At 72.9% G+C, this 13,033-nt stretch carries 8 protein-coding genes and 1 pseudogene; 6 read left to right on the forward strand and 3 right to left on the reverse strand.

The annotated features are described in order from the left end of the window. Together ABZS66_RS56375 and ABZS66_RS56380 are read left to right on the forward strand one after the other, a co-directional pair. Positions 1-461: adenine phosphoribosyltransferase (locus ABZS66_RS56375; RefSeq protein WP_354772366.1), on the forward strand; the 461-nt coding region annotated here is incomplete at its 5' end. Positions 462-587: 126 nt separating this feature from the next. Continuing rightward, positions 588-3,062 (forward strand): bifunctional (p)ppGpp synthetase/guanosine-3',5'-bis(diphosphate) 3'-pyrophosphohydrolase, encoded by a 2,475-nt coding sequence (locus ABZS66_RS56380; RefSeq protein ID WP_354772368.1) that lies wholly within the window; start codon positions 588-590, stop codon positions 3,060-3,062. Positions 3,063-3,723: 661 nt separating this feature from the next. Here the strand turns inward: ABZS66_RS56380 and ABZS66_RS56385 are convergent. Both ABZS66_RS56385 and ABZS66_RS56390 read right to left on the reverse strand, forming a co-directional pair. Continuing rightward, on the reverse strand, positions 3,724-4,578 hold the full coding sequence (locus ABZS66_RS56385; RefSeq protein WP_354772370.1) for a peptidylprolyl isomerase: 855 nt from the start codon (positions 4,576-4,578) through the stop codon (positions 3,724-3,726). A gap of 38 nt (positions 4,579-4,616) precedes the next feature. Continuing rightward, positions 4,617-5,516: a peptidylprolyl isomerase gene (locus ABZS66_RS56390; RefSeq protein WP_354772372.1), complete on the reverse strand. Its 900-nt coding sequence runs from the start codon at positions 5,514-5,516 to the stop codon at positions 4,617-4,619. Between the two features lie 178 nt (positions 5,517-5,694). On the opposite strand from ABZS66_RS56390, the gene ABZS66_RS56395 reads away from it, so the two are divergent. The 4 genes from ABZS66_RS56395 to ABZS66_RS56410 all read left to right on the forward strand — a co-directional run bounded on the left by ABZS66_RS56395 (position 5,695) and on the right by ABZS66_RS56410 (position 11,015). Continuing rightward, complete coding sequence (locus ABZS66_RS56395; RefSeq protein WP_354772374.1) at positions 5,695-6,366, forward strand: MBL fold metallo-hydrolase; 672 nt, start codon at positions 5,695-5,697, stop codon at positions 6,364-6,366. Positions 6,367-6,369: 3 nt separating this feature from the next. Next, positions 6,370-7,689, forward strand: a complete 1,320-nt coding sequence (hisS, locus tag ABZS66_RS56400; protein WP_354772376.1) for a histidine--tRNA ligase — start codon at positions 6,370-6,372, stop codon at positions 7,687-7,689. A 40-nt stretch (positions 7,690-7,729) separates the two neighbouring features. Then, positions 7,730-9,553, forward strand: a complete 1,824-nt coding sequence (gene aspS, locus ABZS66_RS56405; RefSeq protein ID WP_354772378.1) for an aspartate--tRNA ligase — start codon at positions 7,730-7,732, stop codon at positions 9,551-9,553. A gap of 73 nt (positions 9,554-9,626) precedes the next feature. Continuing rightward, positions 9,627-11,015, forward strand: coding sequence for a replication-associated recombination protein A (locus tag ABZS66_RS56410; RefSeq protein ID WP_354772380.1), 1,389 nt, complete (start codon positions 9,627-9,629; stop codon positions 11,013-11,015). Positions 11,016-12,169: 1,154 nt separating this feature from the next. Here ABZS66_RS56410 and ABZS66_RS56415 read toward each other — a convergent pair. Next, positions 12,170-13,033, reverse strand: a pseudogene (locus tag ABZS66_RS56415) (hypothetical protein); the annotation flags it as partial.

The raw sequence follows: 13,033 nt of genomic DNA on the forward strand, positions 1-13,033 counted from the left end.
TCCTGTTCAAGGACCTGATGCCCCTGTTCGCCGACGGGCCGGCGTTCGGCGCGGCGATCGACGCGATCGTCGACGAGCAGGGCGCGGAGACGTTCGACGTGGTCGCCGGGATCGAGGCGCGCGGGTTCGTGATCGCCGCCGCGGTGGCCTACGCGACCGGCAAGGGCGTCGTGCCCGTCCGCAAGGCCGGCAAGCTGCCCCGGGAGACGGTGGCGGCCACCTACGCGCTGGAGTACGGCGAGGCGACCCTGGAGGTCCACGCCGACGCCTTCATCGCCGGGGAGCGGGTGCTCGTCGTCGACGACGTGCTCGCCACGGGCGGGACCGCGGCCGCGACCCTCGGCCTCGTCGAGCGGGCGGGCGGCACGGTGAGCGGCTTCAGCGTGTTCCTGGAGCTTTCGTTCCTGTCCGGCCGGGGGCGGCTGGAAGGACGTCCGGTTCATGCCCTGTTGACCGTCTGAGCGGCACTTTTGTTGCACGGAAATGTCGGCGGGGCCGGGTACGATTGGCGTTCCTACGTTGTCGGCGATGAGGAGCGGCCGGTGACCGGCGACATCGCACCCCCCATTGAGGGTACGGTCGACCACGTGCAGGATGAACCGCGGCAGGACACGCCCACGACCCCCGAGCCGGAGACGGCCGAGGCAGGTGGCGTGGTGCTGCAGTTCCCCGTGGCGCCGAACCAGTCCGAGACGCCGCAGCGGCGGGCGACCGACCGCCGCCCGGCCGGCGACCCGGTAGGGGAGGACACCGAGGACCTGACCGAGGCCAGCACCATGACCGGCGCCGCCCTGGGCCTGGTCGGCGCCGCGCCGACCGGCCGGCGGGTCCGCGCCCGGCTGGCCCGGTTCAACGCGCCCTGGCAGAGCCCGCAGGTCAGCGAGGTCCTCGAGCCGCTGATCGCGCAGCACAAGGCGAGCCACCCGAAGGCCGACGTGCGCCTGCTCCAGCGGGCCTACGACATGGCCGAGCACTTCCACAAGGGGCAGTTCCGCAAGTCCGGCGACCCCTACATCACGCACCCGCTCGCGGTCGCCACCATCCTCGCCGACCTGGGGATGGACACCACCACGCTGGTCGCCGCGCTGCTGCACGACACCATCGAGGACACCGAGTACACGATCGAGCGCATGCAGGTCGACTTCGGTGGCGAGGTCACGCTGCTCGTCGACGGCGTGACCAAGCTCGACAAGGTCAAGCTGGGCGACGCGGCGAAGGCCGAGACGATCCGCAAGATGGTCGTGGCCATGGCCAAGGACCCGCGGGTGCTGGTCATCAAGCTCGCCGACCGGCTGCACAACATGCGCACCCTGACCTTCCTGCCCCGCCCCAAGCAGGAGCAGAAGGCCAAGGAGACGCTGGAGATCCTGGCCCCGCTCGCGCACCGCCTGGGCATGAACACGATCAAGTGGGAGCTGGAGGACCTGGCGTTCCGCACGCTGTTCCCCAAGCGCTTCGACGAGATCAGCCGGCTCATCGCCGAACACACCCCGCAGCGCGACTCGCTGCTGCGCACGGTGACCCAGAAGGTCGCCACCGACCTGCGCGCGGCGAAGATCAAGTCTGAGGTGACCGGCCGCCCGAAGCACCTCTACTCCGTCTACCAGAAGATGATCGTCCGCGGCCGCGACTTCGGCGACATCTACGACCTGGTCGGCGTGCGCATCCTGGTCGACACCGTCCGCGACTGCTACGCGGCACTCGGCGTGATCCACGCGAACTGGCAGCCCGTGCCGGGCCGGTTCAAGGACTACATCGCCATGCCGAAGTTCAACATGTACCAGTCGCTGCACACGACGGTCATCGGCCCCACCGGCAAGCCGGTCGAGCTGCAGATCCGCACCTACGCGATGCACCGCACCGCGGAGTACGGTATCGCCGCCCACTGGCGCTACAAGGAGACGAAGAACGCCACGATCGCCGGCCCGCCGGCGCACATCGACGAGATGACGTGGCTGCGGCAGCTGCTCGACTGGCAGCGCGAGGCGAGCGACCCGAGCGAGTTCCTCGACGCGCTGCGCTTCGACCTGTCCAGCCAGGAGGTGTATGTCTTCACGCCGAAGGGCGACGTGATCGCGCTGCCCACCGGCTCGACCCCGGTCGACTTCGCCTACGCGGTGCACACCGAGGTCGGCCACAAGTGCATCGGCGCGCGGGTCAACGGCAAGCTCGTGCCCCTCGAGAGCACGCTGTCCAACGGCGACGTCATCGAGATCTTCACCTCGAAGTCGGAGACCGCCGGCCCGACCCAGGACTGGCTGGGCTTCGTCAAGAGCCCGCGGGCGCGCACGAAGATCCGGCAGTACTTCAACAAGGAGCGCCGCGAGGAGGCGATCGAGGCCGGCAAGGAGGCGATCGTCAAGGCGATGCGCAAGCAGGGCCTGCCCCTGCAGCGCCTGCTGACCTCCGAGTCGCTCATGACGATCGCCCGCGAGCTGCACCTCGCCGACGTCGCCGCCCTGTATGCGGCCGTCGGCGACGGCCAGGCCTCCGCCCAGTCGGTCGTCCAGCGCCTGGTCGCCGGTTACGGCGGCGAGGAGGGCGCGGTCGAGGACATCGCCGAGACCGCCATCCCGACCCGCCCGGCCCGCACCCGCACCGGCGCCTCCGACCCCGGCGTCGAGGTCCTCGGCGTCGACGACGTCTGGATCAAGCTGGCCCGCTGCTGCACCCCCGTCCCGGGCGACGCCGTCTTCGGCTTCGTGACCCGCTCCGGCGGCGTGAGCGTCCACCGCGACGACTGCGCCAACGCGGCCGACCTGAAGGAGCAGCCGGAGCGCGTCCTGGAGGTGAGCTGGAAGCCGACGAGCGCGTCGACGTTCCTGGTCGCCATCCAGGTGGAGGCCCTCGACCGCCACAAGCTCCTGGCCGACGTGACCCGCGTCCTGTCCGACGAGAAGGTCAACATCCTCTCCGCGACGGTGACGACGACGCGCGACCGGGTGGCGATCAGCCGCTTCAGCTTCGAGATGGCCGACCCGAAGCACCTCAACCACCTGCTGGCCGCCGTGCGCCGCATCGACGGCGTCTACGACGCCTACCGCGTCACGTCCGGCGCCTGACCGACCCCGTCCCTCCCCGCGGCCCTGGGTCACCCTGCGGGGCTGCCGTGGACTCACCACGCGGCCCTGGGTGGCCAGGGCGCCGTCCGCGGACTGCGCGCGGCGTGGTCACCGTGCGGCTCTGGTCGCCCTGCGCGCGTCGTGGGGGTCACCGCGCGGGCCTATGCGGGCTGCGCGCGTCGTCGGTGGTGGGCTGGGCAGGCTGCGCGCGGCGTGGGTCAGCGCGCGGGTCTGGGTGGCCTGGGCAGGCTGCGCGGGTCGTCGGTCACCTTGACCGAGTGGGTGGTCGCCCTGGGCCGCGTGCGGTCTCCCTGCCCGGCTCGGGCGGTTTCCCTACCCCTCGGGCGGGTCTCCCTACCCCCTCGGGCGTCCCCTGTCCGCCGCGTGCGGGCTCCGTGTGCGTGCGGGTTGCGTGTCCAGGCTCTTGCGGGCTTCTGACCCGCCTGGCTTAGCTCGTTTTGTCCCATTGTGGTCGCGCTCGGCCGTGTCCCGCCATGATCAAGGGAAACTTCTGGTCGCTATGACAGCCGCATACTTCCCTTGATCATGGAGCGGGCGGTCGGGGCTCGGCGGAGGGCCCAGTGGGTGCGAAAGTTCCATCCGAACGGCGACGGGCCGCGAGCCTCCCGCAGGAGGGTCGCGGCCCGTCGGGCCGTTCGGGTCAGCCCTGCGCCGGGCTGATCGTCATCGTATTGATCTTGACCTCGGTCTTCGGGGCGCCGTCGCCCTCGCTCTGCGAGTTGGCGTCCGGGACCACACCGCCGTCGGCCACCTTCTTCACCAGGTCCAGGCCCTCGGTGACCTTGCCCAGGACCGTGTAGTCGGCCTGCAGGGACTCGATGTCCTTGTACACGATGAAGAACTGGCTGCCCGACGACGACGGGTCCTGCGTCTTGGCGATCGCCACCATGCCCTCGGTGTACGCCGGGCGGCGGCCGGTGGGCAGGTTCTCCTCGGCGTAGCGGTACGTCGGACCGCCCAGGCCGGTCGCGGACGGGTCGCCGCACTGCAGCACGTAGATGCCCGAGGTCACCAGGCGGTGGCACTTCGAGCCGTCGAAGAACTGCTTGCTCGCCAGGTACGTGAAGCTCGCCGCGGCGCAGGGGGCGTGCGCGGTGTCCATCTCGATCTTGATCTTGCCGACCGAGGTGTCGAGCGTCATCAGCTGGGTCCCGGTGCGGGGCTCGCCGGACGTGGGCGGGGTGCCGACGTCCTTGACCTCCTTGGGGATCTCCGGCTTCGGCGACGCCGACGGGTCGACGAGCGGCAGCCAGGTGCAGGCGGCCGGGGTGGCGGACGCCGAGGGGTCGGCCCCCGCCTCGGTCGCCTTCTTGTCGTCGCCGGTCAGCGCGTACACGAGCCATGCCACGCCGAGCAGGACCGCCAGACTGCCCGCGCCGATGGCGATCGTCGTGTTCCTGCGCCGTCGGTGCTTGGACCTCTCGGCGCGATCGGCCATCTCCCGCTCCAGCCGCGCACGTGCCGCGGCACGCTGGCGGTCCCGGTTGGTGGTCACGGTCGGTACTCCTTGCTCAACGGGGATGGATGGGTGACTTACGACTGGCTGGAGGCGCTCGCCGCCGGCGAGGCGGAGGCCGACGGGCTGCCCGAGGTCGACGCCGACGGCGAGGCCGCCGGCTCCTCCGGCGCCACGTCGGTGACGGTCAGCGAGCTGATCTTGACGTCCTGGTTCGGCTTGCCGCCGCCGGCCTGGTTGCTGCCGTCGTTGCCGGCCTCGCCGATCTTGGTCAGCACGTCCAGACCGCCGACGATCGTGCCGAAGATCGTGTAGTCGGCGGGGTACTGCACGTCCTTGAAGACCAGGAAGAACTGGCTGCCGTTGCTGTCCGGCTCGGACGAGTGCGCCATGGCCAGGGTACCGGCCGGATACAGCGCGTTGCCCGTCGACGAGGCGTCGGCCGAGGCGGAGGCCGAGGGGTCGACGACCGGCGACGGCACGTTCTCGTTCGGGAAGCGGTAGGCCGGGCCGCCGCTGCCGGAGCCCGAGGGATCGCCGCACTGCAGGATCGAGTCGGTCAGCCGGTGGCAGGTGGTGTTGTCGAAGAACTTCTTGCTGGCCAGGTAGGTGAAGCTCTCCACCGTGCACGGCGCCTTGCTCGGGTCGAGCTTCGCCGTGACGGTGCCCTGGCCGAGCGAGATGGTCATCGTCTTCACGCCGTTCTTGAGGATGTCGTTCGTGCGCGGCTTGCCCACGTCGACGATCCCGGAGCCGGCCTCCACCGAGGTCCAGGCGCACTCCGAGGCGCGGACCGGTTCGGGCTCGAACCCGCCGGTCTTCCAGATGACGACGAGGACGATCAGGGCGAGCGCCACCGCACTGCCGATGCCGGCCTGCCACTGGCGGCGCCGCCGCGCCGCGGCCGCTCGTCGCGCGATCTGCCGCTCGGTCTTCGCCCGCGCCAGAGCCCGCTGCCGGGCCTTACTGGAAGCCACCTGCGCTCCCCTCCAGGAAAATACATTTGGGTGCCACGTCACACGCCCGCCAGAGTGTACGGGTAGAACCCGGAATGCGGGTCGCCGCCCGGTCACGGTTCGCTGTGCCTGACCTCCGGATAGGGTTTACGAGGTCTTCAGCGACCGGATTCAGGACATCGACAGGGAGGAGCGCCGCGTGCTCGTCGCCGGCTTTCCTGCCGAGGCGTTCGGGACGAACTGCTTTGTCGTCGCCCCGGCCCCCGGCGAGCAGTGCGTGGTGATCGACCCGGGCATCGGCGTCACCGACCGGCTCGACGAGGTGCTCGCGGAGCACCGGCTCCAGCCGGCCGCGGTCCTGCTCACGCACGGCCACCTGGACCACACCTTCTCGGTGACGCCGGTCTGCGGAGCGCGCGGCATCACGGCGTACATCCACCCGGACGACGGCGAGATGCTCAAGGACCCGACGAAGGGCCTGAGCACCGACCTCACCGCACTGTTCGGCGGGCGCCTGACCTGGACCGAGCCCGACGACGTGGCGCCGCTGGAGGACGGCCTGGTGCTGCGCATCGCCGGCCTCGAGCTGACCGTCGACCACGCGCCCGGCCATACCCGCGGGTCGGTGATGTTCCGCAGCGAGGGCACCTGCTTCAGCGGCGACGTGCTCTTCCGCGACTCGATCGGACGCACCGACCTGCCGGGCGGCAGCATGAGCCAGATGCTCGCGAGCCTGCGCGACAAGGTGCTCACGCTGCCCGACGAGACCGTCGTCCTGCCCGGCCACGGCTCCCAGACCACCATCGGCCGCGAGCGCGCCCGCAACCCTTACCTGCGTGAGGCCGCCGAGGCCCCCCGAAAAGGCTGGTAACCGATGTCCCTTTCCGCCTCGCTGTCCGGCTTCCCGGAGTGGACGCCCGCGCAGCGCATCGTCGAGCAGCAGGTCCTGGACCGGCTGCGCCGCACCTTCGAGCTCTACGGCTTCTCCTCGCTGGAGACGCGCGCGGTCGAGCCGCTCGACCAGCTGCTGCGCAAGGGCGAGACCTCCAAGGAGGTGTACACGCTGCACCGCCTCCAGGCCGCCGAGGGTGAGGAGGAGGCGAGCCTGGGGCTGCACTTCGATCTGACCGTTCCGTTCGCGAGATACGTGCTGGAAAACGCCGGTAGGTTGCAGTTTCCCTTCCGGCGGTACCAGATCCAAAAGGTCTGGCGGGGAGAAAAGCCCCAGGAAGGTCGGTATCGGGAATTTCTCCAGGCCGACATCGACATCGTCGACCGGGACACCCTGCCGTCGCACTACGAGGCCGAGATCCCGCTGGTCATCGGCGACGCGCTGCGCTCGCTGCCGATCCCGGCCGTCAAGATCATGGTGAACAACCGCAAGCTCTGTGAGGGCTTCTACCGCGGCCTCGGCCTGGCGGAGCCCGACGAGGTGCTGCGCACCGTCGACAAGCTCGACAAGATCGGCCCCGACCGGGTCCACGCGGCCCTCACCGGCGGCGGCGCCACCGACGCCCAGGCCAAGGCCGTCCTCGCCCTGGCCGAGATCCGCTCCGCCGACGCGTCGTTCGAAGCGGCCGTGCGCGGCCTCGGCGTCGAGCACCCACTGCTCGACGAGGGCGTCGCCGAGCTGGTCGCGGTGGTCGAGACCGCCCGCGAGCACGCCCCGGGCCTGGTCGAGGCCACGCTGAAGATCGCCCGCGGCCTCGACTACTACACCGGCACCGTGTACGAGACGGAGATGGCCGGCTACGAGCAGTTCGGCTCGATCTGCTCCGGCGGGCGGTACGACAACCTCGCCAGCGCCGGCAAGGACGTGTTTCCCGGCGTCGGCATCTCGATCGGCGTCTCCCGCCTGCTCGGCCTGCTGTTCAAGGAGCACGCGATCGCGGCCTCCCGGCCGGTGCCGACGGCGGTGCTGGTGGCCCTGTGGAGCGACGAGGACCGGCCGGTCAGCAACCGCATCGCCGCCGCCCTGCGCGCCCGGGGCATCGCCACCGAGGTCGCGCCGGCGCCGGCCAAGCTCGGCAAGCAGATCCGCTACGCCGAGCGCCGCGGGATCCCGTACGTCTGGTTCCCGGCCAACGGCGACGTCCCGGACCAGGTCAAGGACATCCGCTCCGGTGAGCAGGTCGCCGCGGACAGCGCCGGGTGGAACCCCCCGGCCGAGGACATGGCGCCGACCCTGCAGTGAAAGAATGGGCCGTCTTGCGTAGTTCGCCGAAGGAGACCCTGTGATCCGATCCCATGAGTCCGGCACCCTGCGGGGGACCGATGCCGGCACCACCGTGACGCTGGCCGGGTGGGTGGCCCGCCGCCGCGACCACGGCGGCGTGATCTTCGTGGATCTCCGGGACGCCTCCGGCGTGGTCCAGGTCGTGTTCCGCGAGGAGATGGCGGCCGCCCACGCCCTGCGCAACGAGTACTGCGTGCTCGTCACGGGCGAGGTGCGGGCCCGGCCGGCCGGCAACGAGAACCCCGACCTGCCCACCGGCGCCGTCGAGGTGGTCGCCGCCGCGCTGGAGGTGCTGTCCGAGGCCGCGCCGCTGCCGCTGCCGGTCGACGACGGCGACCCCGCCAGCGACGACGTGCGGTACCGCTTCCGCTATCTCGACCTGCGTCGCTCCGGCCCCCACAAGGCCATGAAGCTGCGCTCCCGGGCCAACCAGATCGCCCGCAACCTGCTCGCCGACCGGGACTTCGTCGAGGTGGAGACCCCGACGCTGACCCGGTCGACGCCCGAGGGTGCCCGCGACTTCCTGGTGCCGGTGCGCCTGCAGCCCGGCACGTGGTACGCGCTGCCCCAGTCGCCGCAGTTGTTCAAGCAGCTGCTCATGGTCGGCGGCCTCGAGCGGTACTACCAGATCGCCCGCTGCTACCGCGACGAGGGCTTCCGGGCCGACCGCCAGCCGGAGTTCACCCAGCTGGACATCGAGATGTCGTTCGTCACCCAGGACGACATCGTCGAGCTCGGCGAGGCGATCGTGCGGGCGCTGTGGTCCGACCTGGCCGGGCACGAGATCGCCGGCGAGATCCCGAAGCTGACCTGGCACGACGCCATGGCGCGGTACGGGTCGGACAAACCCGACCTGCGGTACTCGGTGGAGCTCACCGAGCTCACGGAGTACCTGCGCGGCACCGAGTTCCGGGTGTTCGCCGGCGCCATCGACGCGGGCGGCTACGTGGGCGCGGTCGTCATGCCGGGCGGCGCCACCCAGACCCGCAAGGAGCTCGACGGCTGGCAGGACTGGGCGAAGGCGCGCGGCGCGCGGGGCCTGGCCTACGTCGTGCTCGACGCCGAGACCGGCGAGCCGCGCGGCCCGGTCGCCAAGAACCTCTCCGAGGCCCACCTGGCCGGCCTGGCCGACGCCGTCGGCGCCAAGCCGGGCGACGCGGTCTTCTTCGCCGCCGGGGCCGAGCGGCGCGAGGCCCAGGAGCTGCTGGGCGCGGCCCGCATCGAGATCGCCCGGCGGGCCAAGTTGGTCGACGAGAGCGCCTGGGCGTTCTGCTGGGTGGTCGACGCGCCGATGTTCGAGCCCACCGACCCCGACGCCGGCGGCACCGGCGGCGGCGCCAAGGGCTGGACGGCCGTGCACCACCCGTTCACGTCGCCGAACCGCGACTGGATCGAGCGCTTCGAGGAGTCGCCGGGCGAGGCCCTCGCCTACGCCTACGACATCGTCTGCAACGGCAACGAGATCGGCGGCGGCTCGGTCCGTATCCACCGGGCCGACGTGCAGAAGCGGGTCTTCGAGGTGCTCGGCATCGGCGCCGACGACGCCGCCGACAAGTTCGGCTTCCTGCTGGAGGCGTTCAAGTACGGGCCGCCCCCGCACGCCGGCATCGCCTTCGGCTGGGACCGCATCTGCATGCTGCTGGCCGGCGCCGAGTCGATCCGCGAGGTCATCGCCTTCCCGAAGACGGGCGGCGGTTACGACCCGCTCACCGGCGCGCCCACGCCGATCACCGCGGAGCAGCGGGCCGAGGCCGGCGTCGACGCCAAGCCGAAGGCACCTGTTCCGCACGCCGTCACCGTCCCGGTCGAGCGTTCGAACTGAGCGGTTACCTGTCAGTCGGCCCCCGACTGTAGGGTCGGGGGCCGTGGACGGGTTGTTCGAGGTGCAGTCGTCGGTGGGCAGCGGTGATCCCGCGGTCACTGGCGGTTTCGACACGGTCGCGCACGACGCGCCGCTCGCCGTGCGCATGCGCCCGGCCACCCTCGACGAGCTGGTCGGCCAGGAGCACCTGCTGGCGCCGGGCGCGCCGCTGCGCCAGCTGGTCGGCGGGGCGTCGCCGATGTCGGTGATCCTCTGGGGCCCGCCCGGCTCCGGCAAGACCACGATCGCGCACCTGGTGGCCGGCGCCACCGACCGGCGGTTCGTCGCCCTGTCGGCCCTGTCGGCCGGCGTGAAGGACGTGCGCGGCGTCATCGACACGGCCCGCAAGGAGCGCCGCCGCGGCGGCCCGCCCACCGTGCTGTTCATCGACGAGGTGCACCGCTTCAGCAAGACCCAGCAGGACTCGCTGCTGGCCGCGGTCGAGGACCGGACGGTCACGCTGCTCGCCGCGACCACCGAGAACCCGTACTTCTCCGTGATCTCGCCGCTGCTCTCCCGCTGCGTGCTGCTCACCCTCCAGCCGCTGACCGAGCAGGCCGTCCGCACGCTCCTGCGCAGGGCGGTCACCGATCCGCGCGGGCTCGACGGCGCCGTGACGCTCGCGCAGCCGGCGGAGGACCATCTGGTACTGCTGGCAGGCGGCGACGTCCGCAAGGCGCTCACGGCGCTGGAGGCTGCGGCGGGGGCCGCGCTCGCGCAGGACCTGACCGAGGTCGACCTGGTCACCGCGGAGAAGGCGGTCGACGTCGCGGCGCTGCGCTACGACCGGGCCGGCGACGAGCACTACGACGTGGTCAGCGCGTTCATCAAAAGCATCCGCGGCTCCGACGTCGACGCCGCCCTGCACTACCTGGCCCGCATGATCAGCGCCGGCGAGGACGCCCGCTTCATCGCCCGCCGGATGGTGATCTCGGCCAGCGAGGACATCGGCATGGCGGACCCCACGGCCCTGCCCGTCGCGACCGCCGCCGCCCACGCGGTCGAGTACGTCGGCCTGCCTGAGGTCCAGATCGTCCTGGCCCAGGCGGTCATCCACCTCGCCCTCGCCCCGAAGTCCAACGCGGTCGTCGCCGCGATCGGCGCCGCCATGGCGGACGTCCGCGCGGGCCACGGGGGTGCAGTTCCCGCGCATTTACGCGATTCGCATTACAAGGGGGCGGCCCGGGTCGGGCACGGCCAAGGGTACAAATATCCCCACGACGACCCCAGAGGCGTTGTGACGCAACAGTACGCGCCGCAGGGGCTCGGCGACCGGGAGTACTACCGCCCGACGGGCCATGGCGCTGAACGCGCGGTGGCGGAACGATTGCCGAAACTGCGGCGTATCGTGCGGGGGACCGGAGCGGCCACCGACACGGCCGCCGCCCCGGACACGAGCAGCGTGGAGGAGCGGCACCGGTGACTTCGGGTCGAGACGAGGCCAAGAAGCGGCGCGGCCGCGGCAAGGCCGAAGAAGGCCCGAGCGACGAGGACCTGGGCTGGCTCGCGGACCTGCGCGGCACGCGCGGCGACGACGCCCCGGACCTGAGCTACGGCGGCCCGCCCCCGATCCAACGCGACGTCCTCGACCAGGTGAACCCGCCGGCACCGCCGCAGCCCCGCGCTCCCGAGCCGACCCAGGCCTGGCGCGCCCCGGCAGCACCCGACGCTTCCCCGGGCCGCCGGTCTCCCGCGGCGCCCGATGCTCCCCAGGGCCGGCAGGCTCCGTCGGCGCCTGGCGCTTCCCAGGGTCGGCGGTCTCCCGCGGCGCCTGAGGCTTCCCAGGGTCGGCGGTCTCCGGCGGCGCCCGACGCTTCCCAGGGCCGGCAGGCTCCGGCGGCGCCTGATACTTCCCAGGGTCGGCGGTCTCCCGCGGCGCCTGACGCTTCCCAGGGTCGGCGGGCTCCGGGAATGCCTGACGCCTCTCAAGGCCGGCGGGCTCCGGGGGCGCCTGATGCTTCGCAAGGCCGGCGGGCTCCCGCGGCGCCCGAGCCGACCCAGGCGTGGCGTGCCCCGGCCGCTCCTACGCCGCCGCCGGCATCGGAGCCGGCGCGGGGCCGACGCGGTGGCGCTCCGGACGCGGCCGAGCCTGTCACGGGCCGGCGCGGCACCGAGCCTCCCACCGGCCGCACCGGCAGCTCCGACGCGCCGTCCGGCCGCGCGGCGGTCTCCGCGGGCCGCCCGGGCGCCCCGGACGCCGGCCCCGGCCGGGCGAGCGTGCCCGACCAGCGCCCGCCGTCCGCCGAGCCGCCGTCCGCCCCGGTGTGGCCGCCGCGCCCGGAGGAGTCGCCGTCGGGCCGTCGTCGCGCGTCCGGGGATCCGTCGTACGAGTCGCCCTCCGGCCGCCGCCGCGCCGAGGAGACGTTCGAGTCGCCGTCCGGTGGTCGTCGCCGGGCGGACGAGGCCTTCGAGTCCTCGTCCGGCCGTCGCCGCGCCGAGGAGGCGTCCGAGTCGCCGTCGGGTGGTCGTCGCCGGGCGGACGAGGCGTTCGAGTCCCCGTCGGGCCGCCGTCGCGCGCAGGAGGCGTTCGAGTCGCCGTCCGGGCGCCGCCACGCGGCTCCGGACGAGGCCGCCGAGTCACCGTCCGGCCGCCGCCACGCCGCTCCCGACGAGTCCCCGTCGGGCCGCCGCCGTGCGCTCCCGGACGACGAGCCGTCGTCGGGCCGCGGCCGTGCGCTCCCTGAGCAGGAGTCGCCGTCCGGCCGTGGTCGGGTGCCTGAGCAGGAGTCGCCGTCCGGCCGTGGTCGTGTGGTGCCTGAGCAGGAGTCGCCGTCCGGCCGCCGCCGTGCGCTCCCGGACGACGAGTCGCCGTCCGGCCGCGGTCGTGCGCTCCCTGACCAGGAGTCCCCGTCGGGCCGGCGTCGCGCGAATCCTGACGAGGAGTCGCCTTCCGGGCGCCGCCGCGCGAACCCGGACGACGAGTCGCCGTCCGGGCGCCGCCGGGCCGCCGAGTCCTGGCGCCAGGAGTCGCCCTCCGGCCGCCGCCCCGGCGCTCCCGACGGCGACGGCCCCGGCAGGCGCGCGGAGCCCGCGGGCCGCCACGGGGCCGCCGAGCCCACTACCGGCCGCCGCGACGCCCAGGGCACCGGCCGCGCGACCACCCAGGGCGGCCTCCGCCCCGGCGCTCCCGGCCAGGACCGCAGCGGCGACCCGCAACACGGCGCAGGCTCCCCGCGAGGCACCGGACCGGACCGTGGCGCTGGCCCGGACCGTGGCGGCGACTCGCAACACGGCGCGGGGTCCCAGCGCGGCGCCAGCGCAGGTCGCGGTGCCGGTCCAGACCGCGGCGCCGGCCCACAGCATGGAGCGGACCGCGGTGCCGGTCCGCAGCACGGTGCCGGCTCCGAACGCGGCGCCGGCTCGCAGCGTGGCCCGCAGGGCGACCAGCACCCGGGCACCCACGGCGGCCCGCGCTCCCCGGGCCAGCCCGGCCAGCAGGGC

The organism is Dactylosporangium sp. NPDC005572 (assembly GCF_040605515.1).
Taxonomy (GTDB): Bacteria; Actinomycetota; Actinomycetes; order Mycobacteriales; family Micromonosporaceae; genus Dactylosporangium.

Bases quoted from the DNA above. Each gene is read 5' to 3' on its own strand.
- hisS (WP_354772376.1), top strand. From the start codon at position 6,370: ATGTCCCTTTCCGCCTCGCTGTCCGGCTTCCCGGAGTGGACGCCCGCG.